Source organism: Ciceribacter azotifigens, from assembly GCF_048159625.1.
GTDB classification, from domain to species: domain Bacteria; phylum Pseudomonadota; class Alphaproteobacteria; order Rhizobiales; family Rhizobiaceae; genus Allorhizobium; species Allorhizobium azotifigens.
The window spans coordinates 89,354-105,009 of the sequence record NZ_JBLQTA010000004.1 but is presented as its reverse complement, the minus strand read 5'-3'; the positions used below and the strand labels follow the sequence as shown (position 1 = coordinate 105,009).

The 15,656-nt window shown below is 64.9% G+C and carries 16 protein-coding genes; 13 read left to right on the top strand and 3 right to left on the bottom strand.

Features of this window, described 5'->3' with window-relative positions; translation table 11 throughout:
• Positions 1-5 precede the first annotated feature (5 nt).
• Positions 6-698 (bottom strand): cobalt-precorrin-6A reductase, encoded by a 693-nt coding sequence (locus tag ACM6UT_RS07840; RefSeq protein ID WP_416796793.1) that lies wholly within the window; start codon positions 696-698, stop codon positions 6-8.
• Positions 682-1,818 (bottom strand): cobalt-precorrin-5B (C(1))-methyltransferase, encoded by a 1,137-nt coding sequence (locus ACM6UT_RS07835; RefSeq protein ID WP_416796792.1) that lies wholly within the window; start codon positions 1,816-1,818, stop codon positions 682-684. The genes ACM6UT_RS07840 and ACM6UT_RS07835 overlap by 17 nt, the downstream gene beginning before the upstream one ends.
• 94 nt (positions 1,819-1,912) lie before the next feature.
• Between ACM6UT_RS07835 and cobA the strand changes: the two genes are divergently transcribed.
• From cobA to ACM6UT_RS07800, 7 genes are all read left to right on the top strand, one after another.
• Positions 1,913-2,755, top strand: a complete 843-nt coding sequence (gene cobA, locus ACM6UT_RS07830; RefSeq protein ID WP_416796791.1) for a uroporphyrinogen-III C-methyltransferase — start codon at positions 1,913-1,915, stop codon at positions 2,753-2,755.
• The gene (locus ACM6UT_RS07825) at positions 2,752-4,056 is read left to right on the top strand and encodes a cobyrinate a,c-diamide synthase (protein WP_416796790.1); all 1,305 of its coding nucleotides are present in this window, start codon (positions 2,752-2,754) and stop codon (positions 4,054-4,056) included. The genes cobA and ACM6UT_RS07825 overlap by 4 nt, the downstream gene beginning before the upstream one ends.
• Complete coding sequence (gene cobD, locus ACM6UT_RS07820) at positions 4,053-5,057, top strand: threonine-phosphate decarboxylase CobD (protein ID WP_416796789.1); 1,005 nt, start codon at positions 4,053-4,055, stop codon at positions 5,055-5,057. The genes ACM6UT_RS07825 and cobD overlap by 4 nt, the downstream gene beginning before the upstream one ends.
• Positions 5,054-6,037 (top strand): adenosylcobinamide-phosphate synthase CbiB, encoded by a 984-nt coding sequence (cbiB, locus tag ACM6UT_RS07815; RefSeq protein WP_416796788.1) that lies wholly within the window; start codon positions 5,054-5,056, stop codon positions 6,035-6,037. Before cobD ends, cbiB begins: the two co-directional genes overlap by 4 nt.
• A gap of 83 nt (positions 6,038-6,120) precedes the next feature.
• The gene (locus ACM6UT_RS07810) at positions 6,121-6,549 is read left to right on the top strand and encodes a L,D-transpeptidase (protein ID WP_416796787.1); all 429 of its coding nucleotides are present in this window, start codon (positions 6,121-6,123) and stop codon (positions 6,547-6,549) included.
• A gap of 120 nt (positions 6,550-6,669) precedes the next feature.
• The gene (locus tag ACM6UT_RS07805; RefSeq protein WP_416796786.1) at positions 6,670-8,076 is read left to right on the top strand and encodes a cytochrome B6; all 1,407 of its coding nucleotides are present in this window, start codon (positions 6,670-6,672) and stop codon (positions 8,074-8,076) included.
• A gap of 17 nt (positions 8,077-8,093) precedes the next feature.
• Positions 8,094-8,717: a DUF4142 domain-containing protein gene (locus tag ACM6UT_RS07800; protein WP_416796785.1), complete on the top strand. Its 624-nt coding sequence runs from the start codon at positions 8,094-8,096 to the stop codon at positions 8,715-8,717.
• A gap of 43 nt (positions 8,718-8,760) precedes the next feature.
• Here ACM6UT_RS07800 and ACM6UT_RS07795 read toward each other — a convergent pair whose 3' ends face one another.
• On the bottom strand, positions 8,761-9,486 hold the full coding sequence (locus tag ACM6UT_RS07795) for a Crp/Fnr family transcriptional regulator (RefSeq protein ID WP_416797078.1): 726 nt from the start codon (positions 9,484-9,486) through the stop codon (positions 8,761-8,763).
• Between the two features lie 206 nt (positions 9,487-9,692).
• Here ACM6UT_RS07795 and hemN point away from each other — a divergent pair, with 206 nt between their 5' ends.
• From hemN to ACM6UT_RS07765, 6 genes are all read left to right on the top strand, one after another.
• Positions 9,693-11,042: an oxygen-independent coproporphyrinogen III oxidase gene (hemN, locus tag ACM6UT_RS07790; RefSeq protein WP_416796784.1), complete on the top strand. Its 1,350-nt coding sequence runs from the start codon at positions 9,693-9,695 to the stop codon at positions 11,040-11,042.
• A gap of 105 nt (positions 11,043-11,147) precedes the next feature.
• Positions 11,148-11,426, top strand: coding sequence for an acyl carrier protein (locus ACM6UT_RS07785; RefSeq protein WP_112831921.1), 279 nt, complete (start codon positions 11,148-11,150; stop codon positions 11,424-11,426).
• A gap of 22 nt (positions 11,427-11,448) precedes the next feature.
• Complete coding sequence (locus ACM6UT_RS07780; RefSeq protein ID WP_416796783.1) at positions 11,449-11,928, top strand: 3-hydroxyacyl-ACP dehydratase FabZ family protein; 480 nt, start codon at positions 11,449-11,451, stop codon at positions 11,926-11,928.
• Positions 11,929-12,063: 135 nt separating this feature from the next.
• Positions 12,064-13,266 carry a beta-ketoacyl-ACP synthase gene (locus ACM6UT_RS07775; RefSeq protein ID WP_416796782.1) on the top strand — a complete coding sequence of 401 codons (1,203 nt, stop codon included), beginning with the start codon at positions 12,064-12,066 and terminating at the stop codon, positions 13,264-13,266.
• Positions 13,267-13,280: 14 nt separating this feature from the next.
• Complete coding sequence (locus ACM6UT_RS07770) at positions 13,281-14,567, top strand: beta-ketoacyl-ACP synthase (protein ID WP_416796781.1); 1,287 nt, start codon at positions 13,281-13,283, stop codon at positions 14,565-14,567.
• A 56-nt stretch (positions 14,568-14,623) separates the two neighbouring features.
• On the top strand, positions 14,624-15,652 hold the full coding sequence (locus tag ACM6UT_RS07765) for a zinc-binding dehydrogenase (protein WP_416796780.1): 1,029 nt from the start codon (positions 14,624-14,626) through the stop codon (positions 15,650-15,652).
• Positions 15,653-15,656 lie beyond the last annotated feature (4 nt).

Sequence of the window (15,656 nt, the reverse complement as noted above, 5' to 3'; positions counted from 1 at the left end):
GGCATTCAGGCCGCCCGGCCCACAATGACGACCGGCAGCTGGAGCTTCCTTGCCGCAGCGATCTTTCCGTAGCCGGCTTCACCGCCCGAATTGCGGCAGACGAGGTGGGTGATCCGGTGCGCACGGAAGAGGTCTGCCTCCTCCTCGGGATCGGCCGAGGGCTTTCCCAAAATCAGGTCGTAGCCGGCGAAGCCGAGAGGCTTCTCCGGCGGATCGACCATGCGAACCACGAAATGGCAATCCGGCCGCGATTCGAAAGCGGCAAGATGCTGCCGGCCGAGCGCCAGAAAGACGCGGGCACCTGAGGGCAGGACGGCTGCGGCCTCGTCGAGGCTCTCTACTTCGATCCAGTGGTCGCCGGGCTGCCTCTCCCAGACGGGCCGTTCCGGCCGTTCCAGCGGTATCCCTGCCACCGCACAGGCCAGCCGGGCATTCTGCGATATCCGGTTCGCGAAGGGATGGGTCGCGTCGATCACTTTTGTGATGCCGTTTTCGGCGATGTAGCGGGCGAGACCTTCCGCTCCGCCGAAGCCGCCGATGCGGGTGCGGCCGGGAAGGGGCGCGGGATTGCTCGTGCGCCCGGCGAGCGAGGTGACGACATCCGCGCCGGCATCGACCAGCCGGCGGGCGATCGCCGCCGCTTCCGCGGTTCCGCCGAGGATCAGGATCGTCTCCCGTCGGTCAGCCGGCGCGGCCAAGGATATTGCCTTCCCTGTCGGTGACAATGACGTCGACCTCGACCGGCGCGCCGCGCAGCACGTCGAGAGCTGCCTTTCGGGCGTCGGCGGCGACGACGGCCGCGATGTCGATACCCTCGTTCCGGAGGATCTCGCGGACCTCGAGAGCCGTGTTGGAGTCTTCTATTTTCTTCCTGACAGATGGATTCAGGTTTTCCGCGCAAGGCAGTGAAAGAAAATAGCTATTGTCGATCTGGCTGCGGGACGAATGGAGGTCGAGCGCGCCTTGTGCGAGCTTGGCCATCTTGGCGAAACCGCCGGCAATCGTCAGCCGCGGCACCGGGTGGACGCGGAGATATTTGAGGAGGCCGCCGGCGAAATCGCCCATGTCGAGCAATGCCCCTTCAGGCAGGCCGTAGAGCTCCTGTGCCGTCTTCTCAGATGTCGAGCCGGTGGCGCCGAGCACGTGGGTGATGCCTTCGGCGCGCGCGACATCGATGCCGCGATGGATCGAATGGATCCAGGCGGCGCAGGAAAACGGATGCACGATGCCGGTCGTTCCCAGGACGGAAAGCCCGCCGAGAATGCCGAGGCGCGGGTTCCAGGTCTGTTTCGCGATCTCCTCGCCGCCGGGGATGGAGACGGTGATCTCGACATCGGCAGGCAGGCCGTATTCGGCGCAGAGCGTCTCCACTTCGCGGGTCATCATCTGCCGCGGGACCGGGTTGATCGCCGCCTCGCCGACGCCGAGAGGCAGGCCGGGCTTGGTGACGGTCCCGACGCCGTCGCCGGCGACAAAGCGGATACCGCTTCCGGGCGGCAACGGCCGCACGGTCGCGATTACGGTGGCGCCATGGGTGACATCGGGATCGTCGCCAGCATCCTTCACGATGCCGGCCGTGGCATAACCTTCTCCGAGACTTTCGAAGGCGAGCGCGAAGGCCGGCTCCTCGCCGCGCGGCAGGCGGATGCTGACGGGGTCCGGGAAATCGCCGGTGATGAGCGCGGTCAGCGCCGCCTTCGTCGACGCGGTGGCGCAGGCACCGGTCGTCCAGCCCGGGCGCAGCGGTCCCTTGGGCTTCTCCCGGCTTTCGCTGGGGCTTCCCGCGGTCGTCTTCGCTGCTTCGGTCGTCTCGTTCATGGCTCTCTTATAGGCCAGCGTTTCGGCCTTCGAAAGCACGCAGATGGTGTGTCACGTGATTGCAATTTTGGGACTGCGGGCATAGAGCAAGACCATGACTGAATTTCCGTTTTCCGATCTTCCGGCGATCGAGCCCGGTCATGTCTGGCTGGCGGGCGCTGGCCCCGGTGATCCGGGGCTTCTGACGCTGCTTGCGGCCAAGGCGCTCGGCGAGGCCGACGTGATCGTCCACGACGCGCTGGTCAACGAGGAGTGCCTAAAGCTCGCACGTCCCGGCGCCGCCCTCGAATATGCCGGCAAGCGCGGCGGAAAGCCCTCCTCCAAACAGCGCGACATCTCGCTGCGGCTGGTGGAGCTTGCGAAATCGGGCCTCAAGGTCCTGCGCCTGAAGGGCGGCGATCCCTTCGTCTTCGGCCGCGGCGGGGAGGAGGCGCTGACGCTGATCGAAAACGGCGTTCCGTTCCGCATCGTGCCCGGCATCACCGCCGGGATCGGCGGGCTTGCCTATGCCGGCATTCCGGTCACGCACCGGGAGATCAATCACGCCGTCACTTTCCTGACGGGCCATGATTCCTCCGGCCTCGTTCCGGACCGGATCGACTGGGAGTCGATCGCCAGGGGCTCCCCGGTGATCGTGATGTACATGGCGATGAAGCACATCGGCCGCATCTCCGAACAGCTGATCGCCGGTGGCCGCAGCGCGTCTGAGCCCGTCGCCTTCGTCTGCGACGCCGCGACGGCCTCGCAGAAGGTGCTGGAAACGACGCTCGGCGAGGCGGAGCAGGCGGTCGCTGCCTCCGGTTTCGAGCCGCCGGCGATCGTCGTCGTCGGCGAGGTCGTGCGCCTGAGACCGTCGCTCGACTGGCTCGGGGCGCTCGCCGGCCGCAAGCTCGTCGGTGATCCTTTTGCCGGCGATAATCGGAAGGATACGGCATGAGCGGGTTGATGATCGCCGCGCCGGCGACCGGATCGGGAAAGACCACCGTTACGCTCGGCCTCCTGCGTGCGCTGAAGCGCCTCGGCCACCCCGTCGCGCCGGGCAAGGCAGGACCGGACTATATCGACCCGGCGTTCCATGCTGCTGCCAGCGGTGAGGTCTGTCTCAACTTCGATCCCTGGGCAATGCGGCGCGAGCTGCTGCTTGCCAATGCCGCCCTTCACAGGTCCGGCGGCAAGGACCTCGTCGTCGAGGCGATGATGGGGCTATTCGACGGAGCCGCCGACGGCCGGGGTTCTGCCGCCGATCTCGCGGCGATCCTCGGGCTTTCCGTGCTGCTGGTCGTCGATTGCGCGCGCTCCTCCCATTCGACCGCCGCACTCGTCAGCGGTTTTGCCAACTACCGGATCGACACCCGCATCGTCGGCGTGATCCTGAACCGCGTCAGCGGCGACCGCCACGAGGCGATGCTGCGCGATGCCATGGCTGCCATCCGCATGCCGGTGTTCGGGGTCATTCGCACGAACAAGTCGCTGGAACTGCCGGCACGCCATCTCGGACTGGTGCAGGCCGGCGAGCACGGCGAACTCGAAACCTTCATCGACCGCGCGGCCGACCTCGTCGCCTCGTCCTGCGACGTCAAGGCGCTGATCCGCACCGCGCGGCACATCCCCGACCGCACGTCCGATGCCAACATCGCCCGGCTGATGCCGTTCGGCCAGAAGATCGCGGTGGCGCGGGACAACGCCTTCGCCTTTTCCTACGAGCATATGCTGATGGGCTGGCGTCGCCGCGGCGCGGAAATTTCCTTCTTCTCGCCGCTCGCCGACGAGGGACCGGGGGACGATTGCGATGCGGTCTACCTGCCGGGCGGCTATCCAGAGCTTTCGGCCGGTCAGATCGCGGCAGCCGGAACCTTCCGTGCCGGTGTCGTGGCCGCGCAGGCGCGCGGCGCCCGCATCTTCGGCGAATGCGGCGGTTACATGGTCCTCGGCGAGGCGCTGATCGACGAAGCGGGCGAGAGCCACCGGATGCTCGGCTTGTTGCCGCTGGTGACGAGTTTCGCCAAGCGCAAGCGCCAGCTCGGCTATCGCCGCTTGCGGCCGCTTGCCGGGTCCTTTTTCACGACGGAGATGACGGCGCACGAATTCCACTACGCGACGATCGTTTCGGAAGGCGAGGGCGAGCGGCTCTTCGCCGCCGAGGACGCGCTCGGCACGTCGCTCGGCGAGGTCGGCCTCAGGCGCGGTTCGGTCGCCGGTTCCTTCATGCATCTCATCGATATCTGCGAGACCCGATGAGCGGTGTCATCGTGCATGGCGGCGGTATCGGTGCGGCGGCGGCGCTCTATGGCGGACACGCCGAGGACTGGCTCGATCTTTCGACCGGCCTCAACCCGTGCCCGCCCGCCGTTCCGGATGTCACCGCTTCGGCCTGGCAGCGCCTGCCGGACCAGCATCGTCTTGACGCGGTGACGGCCGCGGCGCGTGATTTCTATCGCTCCGGCGAGATTTTGCCGCTTGCCGTTCCGGGAACCCAGGCGGCGATCCAGATGCTGCCGCGCCTCGTTCCCGCCGGCGCGCGGGTTGCGATCCTCTCGCCGACCTATGGCGAATACGCGCGGGTTTTCGCGCTCGCCGGAATTGCGGTCGATGCCATCGCCGGCCCGGACGATGTGCGTGCCGACCATGCCGTCGTGGTCGCCGTCAATCCCAACAACCCAGATGGTCGCTTGTTGTCACGTGACGTCCTGAAGGGTCTCGCCGCCGATCTTGCGAGCCGCGGCGGTTATCTCGTCGTCGATGAGGCCTTCGCTGATTGCACGCCGGAGACGAGCGTCGTCGACTTTGTGCCCAGTACCCCGAACCTCATCGTCTTCCGCTCCTTCGGAAAGTTCTTCGGCATGGCCGGCATTCGGCTCGGATTCGTGATCGCCGTGCCGGCGATTCGGGAGCGGATGGCGACATGGCTCGGGCCGTGGGCCGTCTCTGGGCCGGCGCTTTCGGTCGCGGCTGCGCTCTTCCGCGGCGATGTGGAGGCGATCCGCCGGCAGCTCGCCGAGCGGCGACAGGCGCTGCAGCGGGTGCTCGCCGCGGCGAGCCTTCACGTCTCCGGCGGCACGGCGCTCTTCGCCCTCGTCGAGGACCCGCGCGCGGAGCAACTCCATACCCATCTTTGCCGGGCGCACATCCTGACCCGCAAGTTCGACTACGCGCCGACATGGCTGCGCGTCGGCCTTGCGCCGGACGAGGAGGCGGATGCGCGTCTCGCCGCAGCCCTTTCGATCTGGAGCGGCCGATGAGCGCCGCGACGCTTGCGATTCTCTTCCTGGCGCTGGTGCTCGACCGTGTCGTCGGCGATCCCGCATGGCTCTGGCAGCGCGTCCGCCATCCGGTGGTGGTCTTCGGCGCGGCGATCGATGCGCTCGACAGGCGGATGAACCGCGAGTCGTTGACCGGCGCGGTTCGCCGCCGTAACGGGGTTGTGGCAATCGTGCTGCTTCTCACCGGCGCCGCGCTCGCCGGCTGCCTGCTGCATGGCCTCTTCGCCGCGCTCGGCCTTGTCGGTTTTCTGCTGGAGGTCGCGGTCGTCGCGATCCTCTTGGCACAGAAGAGCCTGAAGGACCATGTCGTCGCGGTCGCCGACGGACTGCGCCGAGAAGGACTGGCCGGCGGGCGCCGTGCCGTTTCGATGATCGTCGGGCGTGATCCTGAGACGCTCGACGGGGCAGGCGTCGTGCGTGCCGCCATCGAAAGCCTTGCCGAAAACTTCGCCGACGGCACGGTCGCGCCGGCCTTCTGGTACGCGGTCGCGGGTCTACCGGGAATCTTCGCCTACAAGATGCTGAACACGGCCGATTCGATGATCGGCCACAAGAGCCCGAAATATCTCGACTTCGGCTGGGCGTCGGCCCGCCTCGACGATCTCGCCAACTGGCCGGCGGCGCGGCTTTCAAGTCTGCTGATCGCTGCCGGTGCGGCGATACGGCAGGGGGTCGCCGCCGCCCGTCGTTCGCTCTCCGTCGCCTTTCGCGACAGCGGCCTTCATCGTTCTCCCAATTCCGGCTGGCCGGAGGCGGCGATGGCGGGAGCGCTCGACATCCGTCTTGCCGGTCCGCGCATCTACGGTGGCCGGCTGGTCAGCGAGCCGATGATCAACGGCGCCGGCCGGGCCACGGCCGAGGCTGGTGACATCGGCGCGGCTATCGGCATCTTCGACGCAGCCTGCTCGTCGCTCGCCGTGCTGGCGCTCAGCCTGATGGTGTTCGCCATCCTGCTCTGACGGGCATACCGGCTATTGATGCTTGTTTACGCTTTTTGCGCTAATATCAGCCGGTTCTCACGCTCAACGGGAGTGTTTGAGGGATGCGCCGGCTTTTCATCCTGTTCCTGATCGCCGTCTTCTCGGCTGCCGGTCCTGCCGCGGCCCTCGCCGATACCGTTATTGCCCGGATCAGCCTCTCGGCGCAGACGATGCGCGTCTCGGTGAACGGCGATCCCAAATACACCTGGAAAGTCTCGACCGCACGCCCCGGTTACCGGACGCCGACAGGTATCTTCACGGCCCGCTGGGCATCGCGCTATCATCGGTCGCGCAAGTACGACAACGCGCCGATGCCCTATTCGATCTTCTTCAAGGGCGGCTATGCCATCCATGGCACATACGAAGTGAGGAGTCTCGGACGGCCGGTCTCGCACGGCTGTGTCCGGCTCCATCCGGACAACGCGGCGGTCTTCTTCAAGCTCGCAACCAGTAACGGCCTCACCAACACCAAGATCATCGTCTCACGCTAGGCGCTTTCCGCGCCTCGGCGGACAACGGGTGTTATTTCGCGCTCCCTCACAATTTGCGGGAACTCTTCTCCCGTTCGTCCGTTCGGGCGGCTGACGCATCGGTGAGCCGAGGAGAGGGATATGCGGAGACAGTCTGCGTTGCTTGCGTTTTGCGGGTCGGCTTTTGCCGGCGCGACTGTGCTCGGGTTCGGAGCTCTCTCCGATCCGCTTCCTCCGGACGTGACATATCGGCCGCTGCCGACGATGCCCTTCTCGGAGGTCCGCAAGATCGACGAGGCGCAGAAGGACGCGGTCATGCGGCGGCAGCGCTCGCTCCTCGAGCGCCGGTACGATCTCTCCGACAAGCCCATGGACAATGTCATGATGTCCGGTGGCATGAAGCCCGTGCAGGACGGCGTCCGCGTCAAGCTTCCGGAAGGAACCACGTGGGAGGATCTCGCGGCCATGACGCCGGCCGAGATCAAGGACCGCAATCTGTTGCCGGAGGGTTTTCTGCCGCTGCCGCACGTCAAGCAGGCGACTGGCGGGCAGGTCTTTCCGGCTCATCAGATCGATGAAATCCACGCCCGCGAGGCGCGCGATCTCCGCCGTTTCGACGTCGACTTCGACCTTCCCGACAACCTGACGCCGGAATTTCCCCCGCCGATCTTCCTGACGACCCATCCGGAGCTCGGCGACGTCTCGCGCGGACAGTTGCTGACGATCAAGAATTTCTACGAGCTGATGAATGGCATCATCACGCCCGTCCAGATGGAGGGGCTGCGGCTGCTGCTCACGCCATTCCCGCAGGAGGAATTCAACCAGACGGAGGACCGCAAGGTCGCCGACCAGAGCACGGGCGTCGCCTGCCTCGACTGTCATGCGAACTTCCACACCAACGCGGCCTTCCACCTGACGCCGGACGTCCGGCCGCAGGCCGACCGCTTCCGCCTCGACACCACCAGTCTCAGGGGCCTGTTCAACCAGCAGATCCACGGCTCGAAACGGTCCTTGCGCTCGGTCGAGGATTTCACCGAGTTCGAGCAGCGCACCGCCTATTTCAACGGCGACCATGTCAGCGCCACCCGCAAGGGCGTCAACCTTCCCGACCGGCCGAACCAGGTGGCGATGATGGCGCAGATGCAGAACATCATCGACTTTCCGCCGGCCCCGAAGCTCGATCCGTTCGGCAGGCTCGATCCGGCGCGCGCCACGCCGCAGGAACTCGCCGGAGAGAAGGTTTTCATGGGCAAGGGGCGCTGTGCCGAATGTCACGTTCCGCAGACCGAATTCATGGACAACAACATGCACGACCTGAAGCTCGAGCGCTTCTACAGGATTGGTCAGGTCTTCAACGACTTCGCCGCGATGCCCGACGGGCCGATCAAGACGTTCACGCTGCGCGGGATCAAGGATTCTCCGCCGTACATGCATGACGGTCGCCTGATGACGCTCGCCGACACCGTCGAGTTCTTCAACCTCGTGCTCGGCGTCAAGCTGACCGGGCAGGAGAAGAAGGATCTCGTCTCCTATCTGCTGACCCTGTGAGAAGGAAGGAACGGATCATGTCTCGCTTCCCAATCGCCTTTACGGCCGGACTCCTGCTCCTCGGCGGCACCGCTGCGGCGCAGATCGGCAATCCCGCCGGCATGGGCGTCGACACGAAGATGTCGGAGCCGGGCGTTCCGGCGCCGCATCAGACCAACAATCAGGACCGGCTTTTTGCGCAACTCGTGGCCGCGGGCGGACTGGCCGAAGTGGAACTCGGCAGGATGGCGGACGGCAAGGCGAAGGCCGATTCGGTCAAGGACTTCGCTGCGACGCTGGTTCGCGACCATTCCGATGCCGACGACAAGCTGAGAGAGCTTGCGGACGCGGCGAAGATACCGCTGCCGAAGGAGCTGCACCCGGACCACCAGGTGGTCCGAGACCGGCTGGAAAAGCTCGATGGCGAGGCCTTCGATGTCGCCTACATCAAGGCGCAGATCGTCGATCACCAGAAGACGGCGCAGCTGTTGGCGTGGGAGATAGACGCCGGCGAGGACGCAGACATGCAGAGGTTCGCCGCCTCCACCCTGCCGGTCGTTCTCGATCACCTGCGCAAGGCGCAGGAAATTCATGCGGCGTTGACCGGGGCGGCAGTGCGAATCCTGGCGGAAGAAATGGCGGAGACCAAGAGGAAACCTTAGGGCTGGCGCGGCGGATGCGCCCCCCCGCCGCAGCGGCGTATAATCAGTCGTTGCCGGCGATGCAGCGCAGCCGTTCGAGGCTCGGCACCGTGACGTGGCGGTTGTTCTCGATGACGATGATGCCTTCCTTGCGCAGCTTCGTCATCTGCCGGCTCACGGTCTCGATCGTCAGCCCGAGGAAGTCGGCGATGTCGGCACGCGAGAGCGGCAGGTCGAAAGTGCGCGGGCGAGCATTCTCCGGATCGATGTGAGTCGCGATCAGGTAGAGGAAGCTCGCGACCTTCTCCTGCGCGGTCTTGCGACCGAGGGTCAGCATCCAGTCGCGCGCCTCGTCGAGTTCCTTCAGCGACTGTTCGTAAAGCATGCGCTCGAAATCCGGAGCCTCATTGACGATCCGGTCAATGAGCGCCCGCGGGAAGGTGCAGATTTCGGTATCGGTCGCTGCTTCAGCGGTGACGGTGCTCTCTTGCTGGTGCGGTCGTCCGAGAAAGTCCGGCGCAAACTGCAAGCCGACGATCTGCTGGCGGCCGTCTGCCATCATCTTGGAGAGCTTTACCACGCCGTTCAGGATGTTGCTGTAGGTCGAGACGGACTCACCCTGGCCGATCACCTCGTTGCCCGCTTCCACCTTGCGGCGGGAGGAGTGCTTGTTGAGTTCCACCAGCTGCGGAACGCTGAGGCTCGCGCAGACACCACCATGACGTGCTTCGCAGGCCTTGCACACTGCAGGGCCTTCACACTCCAGGACGTTTCTCTTGAGGGCATCCATAATGTCGATCGGTCTCATCTGCCCGCCCATCCTTTACGCTATCGCGCTTACAAGGAACGCCCTGTTTCGACCGCGAAAGGTGCCGCGCACCCTCCGGTTTTCCTATGCTGCAATTTTAACAGCAAATTGATCGAAGTCAAAGGCTGCGGGCCCTTCTACGGTTAATAATTAAGCAATTGCTTATTCCGACAATTGCGGTGAAGTTCATGCGAGAAGGCCTTCTGGGCAAGTATTCCGGCGCGGTGCCACGTTACACGAGTTATCCGACCGCGCCACATTTTCACGATGGCGTCGGCTGCGACATATATGCGCAATGGCTACAGAATCTTGGAAAAGGGCAAGACATCTCGCTCTATATCCACATTCCTTATTGCGATCGGCTGTGCTGGTTCTGTGCCTGTCATACGAAGCACACGCTGAAATATGATCCGATTACGGCCTATCTGGAGGCGCTTCATAGCGAGATCGTCCATGTCGGCCGCCTGGTCGATCGTGCCGCAAAGGTAAGTGCCGTGCATTTCGGCGGCGGCTCGCCGACCATGCTGAAGCCGGAAGACATGGTCGCCCTGATGGGTGCGCTGCGCGCGCACTTCTCTTTCCGCGACGACGCCGAGATCAGCGTCGAAATGGACCCGAACGATCTCGATGACGCTCGCTACGACGCCTTGGCGGCGATTGGCATGACACGCGCGAGCCTCGGCGTTCAGGATTTCAACCCGAACGTGCAGAAGGCTATCAATCGGATCCAGACCTTCGAACACACGAAAGGCGTCGTCGAGGCGGTCAGGGCGCGCGGCGTGCACTCGGTCAACTGCGACATCCTCTATGGTCTGCCGTACCAGACGCTCGAGACGCTGGAAGCAACGGTCAGTGACATCCTCTCGCTGGCGCCGGACCGCATCGCGCTCTTCGGCTATGCTCATGTGCCGTGGATGAAGAAGCATCAGACGATGATTCCGGAAGAGGCTCTTCCCGGTGTCGAGATGCGCTTCAGTCAGATGAACCGCGCGGCCGAGATGCTAGTGGAGGCGGGTTACGAAGCGGTCGGCATCGACCACTTCGCCCGGCCCGGCGACAAGCTGGCGATCGCGAGCCGCGAGGGGCGGCTCCACCGCAACTTCCAGGGCTATACCGACGATGCGGCCGATGCGCTGATCGGCCTCGGTGCCTCGTCTATCGGCCAATTGCCGGAAGGCTATGTCCAGAACATGCCGGCGACCGGTGAGTACCAGAAGATGGCGCTGGGGCAGGGGCTGACGGTCGTGCGCGGCATCGAGCTCGCCGACGACGACCGGATGCGCGCCAAGGTTATCGAGGACCTGATGTGCCGCTTCGCCTTCTCCTTCGACGAGTTGCGGAACCGGTTCCCCGAGATTGCCGAGGCGGTCATCGCCGAAGCACGACAGTATGTCGCAAGCAATGGCGACGGCGTCTGCGAGATCGCAAACGACCAGTTCCGCATCACCGAGACCGGCAAGCCCTTCACCCGCAGCATCGCTGCGGTCTTCGACAGTTACCTCTCGACCGGCAAGGGACGCCACTCGATTGCTGTTTGAGCAACACTGCAACGGCAAATTTTCCGGCCGGTGAAACAGGGCATTGGCTTTTAGGCGAGTTTTCCCTATGTGGAACTCGAACTTAGGACATATGAGGATATTGGCGTGAGCGCTACATTCGACAAAGTTGCCGACATCATCGCTGAAACCAGCGAGATCGACCGCGAAACCATTACGCCCGAAAGCCATACGATCGACGATCTCGGCATCGACAGCCTGGATTTCCTCGACATCGTCTTTGCGATCGACAAGGAATTCGGCATCAAGATCCCGCTCGAGCAGTGGACGCAGGAAGTCAACGAGGGCAAGGTTTCCACCGAGGAATACTTCGTTCTCAAGAATCTCTGCGCGAAGATCGACGAACTGCGCGCCGCCAAGGGCTGATCGGCCCGGCGGACGAAGCACGATGCTGCTCGAATACTTCCAGATGATCGACAGGGTGGAGGCTGTGAGCCTCCGCGACGGCACGCTCCGGGCACGCTCGGTCGTGCCGGAGAAGAGCCCTGTCTTCGAAGGTCACTTCCCCGGAATGCCGCTCGTCCCCGGCGTGCTGCTGATCGAGACGATGGCGCAGGCCTCGGGCTTCCTCGTGCTCGCCGTCAGCGGCTTCTCGGCGATGCCCTTCCTGATGTCTGTCGACGGCGCCAAGATGCGCAGTTTCGTCGAGCCGGGCGCCGTGCTCGACATCGAAGCCCATCTCGAACACGACGGTTCGGGTTTTGCCGTCACCAAGGCGAAGATTGCATCGGGCGGCAAGAAGATTTGCGACGCCCAGCTCAAGCTTCGCACCATGCCGTTCAGCGAGGTGCCCCTCGCGGAGATCGTGCGCAACCGGGCGGTCGAGGTCGGGCTGATGGCTGCCCTCGAGGCGGACGGCGCCGCCTGAGCGACGGGGCCGCATCCTGCGGATTTTTCGATAAGCCCTGTCGTGAAGCGAAAGCTATTGCCAGTGCCGCCGCGCAGGGCGTAGGGATGCGCCGGATGGAACGCCGGTCGAAGGATTCCGGCTGAAGGATAGAGAATGAGCAAGAAGCCGAACGACGTGGTGATCACCGGTATTGGCATCGTCACGTGCCATGGAACCGGCAAGGAGCCGCACATCGCCCTGCTGTCCGCTCCGGCCGCGCCCGTGCCGGCGGTGGAGACGGACAAGTTCAAGCCGTACCCGGTCCACCGCCTTCCGGAGATCGACTGGTCGACACAGATCCCCAAGCGCGGCGACCAGCGCCAGATGGAGAACTGGCAGCGGCTCGGCGTCTATGCGGCCGGGCTTGCTCTCGACGATGCCGGGCTGAAGGACAATGCCGAACTCTGCGGCACGATGGACCTGATCGTCGCGGCCGGCGGCGGCGAGCGCGACGTCAACGTCGACACGCTCATCGTCAACGAGGCGCTGCGCCGCAATGATCGCGACAGGCTGCTCGTCGAGAAGCTGACGACCGAGCTTCGCCCGACGCTGTTCCTGGCGCAGCTTTCCAATCTCATGGCTGGCAATATTTCGATCGTGCACAAGGTCACTGGTTCCTCCCGCACCTTCATGGGCGAGGAATCGGCCGGCATTTCCGCGATCGAAACGGCCTTCGCGCGCCTGCGTTGCGGCCAGTCCACCCACACCCTCGTCGGCGGCGCCTTCATCGGCGAACGTCCCGACATCCTGCTGCTCGTTGAAGGCATCCGGGCCCATGCGACCGGCGAATGGCGGCCCCTGTGGTCGCGCTCCGAGGATGCCGGTGGCGGCATGATGCTCGGTTCGGTCGGTGCCTTCCTCGTCCTCGAACGCCGGGAACATGCCGAGGCGCGGGGCGCCCATGTCTACGCCGTTCTCGACGCCGTCGAAGGTGATCGCGGCAACCGCGACGGCGACCGGTTCGAAACCCGCATCGAGCGGTTGCTCTCCGGTCTGGGCGACGCAGCATCCGACACGGTCGTCTTTTCCGGTTCGAGCGGCCTGCACGATCTGGCACGCCGCGAAAAGGCCGTGCTCGACCGCCACTTTCCGGCGGCACCGGTTCGCGGTTACGGCGGCAGCACGGGGCACGGCATGGAAGCGCAGTTCCCGCTCGGGCTTGCGCTCGCCGCTCTTGCTCTCGACAGCCATGCGAAAGTGCCGCCCTTCGATCCGGCCCATGAGGCGGCGATGGCCGCACCCGCCCGCCATGCCGTCGTGACGACGGTCGGCTATGTCCACGGCGAGGGCGTCGCCCTCGTTTCGTCCGACGCGTGAGAAGGAACGGATCCATGACCGACAACCGCTTCAAGGATCATCTCGGGCGCCCGATCGTCGTCGTAACCGGCATGGGCGTGATCACCTCGCTCGGCCAGGGGATCGAGGACAACTGGAACGCGCTGACCGCCGGCAAGTCCGGCATCCATGCGATCAAGCGCTTCCCGACCGAGGGCATGCCGACGCGGATCGGCGGCACCGTCGATTTCATCGAAATACCCGCGGGCAACGCGGTCGAGAGGTCCTACGCGCTCGCCCGTGAGACCACCATCGAGGCGCTGACCCAGGCTCGCCTCTCGGGCGACTTCAACGGTCCGCTCTTCCTCGCAGCCCCGCCCGTCGAGCCGGAGTGGTCGGACCGTTTCGCGCTCGCCGAGCGTGCTCCGCCGCCGGATCACGACGGCGACGTCTACGAGCGGTTCCTCGCCGCGATGCGCGCGAAGCCCGATCCGGTCTTCCTCGAGGCGGTTCAGTTCGGCTCGATCTCGGAGCGGCTGGCCGACCGCTTCGGCACGCGCGGACTGCCGGTCACGCTCTCGACCGCCTGCGCGTCGGGCGCGACCGCGATCCAGCTCGGCGTCGAGGCGATCCGCCAGGGCCGCACGGAGCGCGCGCTGACGGTTGCGACCGATGGCTCGATCAGCGTCGAGGCGGTGATCCGCTTCTCGCTGCTGTCTGCGCTCTCCACCCAGAACGATGCGCCCGAAAAGGCGTCCAAGCCGTTCAGCAAGGATCGCGACGGTTTCGTTATCGCCGAAGGCGCCGCGACCCTCGTCCTCGAATCGATGGAATCGGCCGTTGCCCGCGGCGCGAAGATCCTCGGCGTGATGAAGGGATGCGGCGAGAAGGCCGACCATTTCCACCGCACGCGGTCCTCTCCGGACGGCGGCCCGGCGATCGCCACGATGCGTGCGGCGCTCGCCGATGCGGGGATCGGTGAAGCGGACATCGACTATGTCAACGCCCACGGCACCTCGACGCCGGAAAACGACAAGATGGAATACGGCGCGATGCTCGCTGTCTTCGGCGAGCGGCTGAAGCAGATCCCGGTGTCGTCGAACAAGTCGATGATCGGCCATACGCTGACGGCGGCGGGCGCGGTCGAGGCCGTCTTTTCGTTCCAGACCATGCTGACGGGCACGATTCCGCCGACCATCAACTACGTCAATCCCGATCCGGCGATGGAGCTCGACGTGGTTCCCAACGTCAAGCGCACGGCCGACGTTTCCGCGGTGCTGTCGAATTCGTTCGGCTTCGGCGGCCAGAACGCCAGCCTTGTCATGACGCGTGAACCGGCTTAATCGGAACGCCACGAAAAAGAGTGTATCGGAACGCCGAAGGGCGAAGGACGGGATTCATGCGCGCATTGCAGCTGGTCGATGACCGCAAGCTCGAAATTGTCGATCTGCCGGAGCCGGATGCACCGGGTCCGGGCGAGGTGACGCTTCGGGTCAAGGCCGTAGCGCTCAACCATATCGATGTCTGGGGCTGGCGCGGTATGGCGTTTGCCAAGCGCAAGATGCCGCTGACGATCGGTGCGGAGGCTTCCGGGGTTGTCGAGGCGATTGGACCGGGCGTCGGCAACATCCTGCCGGGCCAGCTCGCCGCGGTTTACGGCGCGCGCACCTGCGGCCTCTGCAAGCCCTGCCGCGAGGGCCGCGACAATCTCTGCGAACATGTTGGCGGCGTACACGGCTTCCATCTCGACGGCTTCGCCCAGGAGAAGATCAACCTGCCGGCCCGTCTGTTGGTTCCGGCACCGCCCGGCATCGATGCTGTCGGTGCGGCGCTTGCCCCGGTGACCTTCGGCACCGTCGAGCACATGCTGTTCGACAACGCGAAACTCGAGCCGGGCGAGACGATCCTCGTCCATGCCGGCGGCTCAGGCATCGGCACGGCGGCGATCCAGCTCGCCAAGAAGATCGGCTGCACCGTGATCACGACTGTCGGCTGGGACGACAAGATCGAGCCGGCAAAGGCGCTCGGCGCCGACCACGTTATCAACTACCGTACCGACCGCTTCGAAGGCGTGGTGCGGAAACTGACAAAGAAGAAAGGCGTCGACGTCGTCTTCGAACATGTCGGCAAAGACACTTGGGCCGGCTCCATGCTGTGCCTGAAGCGTGGCGGACGGCTGGTCACCTGCGGCTCGACCTCCGGTGTCTCGACCGACATGAACCTGATGATGCTCTTCCAGCAGCAGCTGAAGCTTCTCGGCTCCTTCGGTTGCCGGATGGAGAACATGGCGAACGCCATGCAGAAGATGGCCCGCGGCATCGTTCATCCGGTCATCGACACAGAAGTGCGGCTCGAGGACATCGACATGGCGCTGACGCGTATGGAGACCCGGCAGGTGTTCGGCAAGATCATCCTCAGGATGGACTGACGCG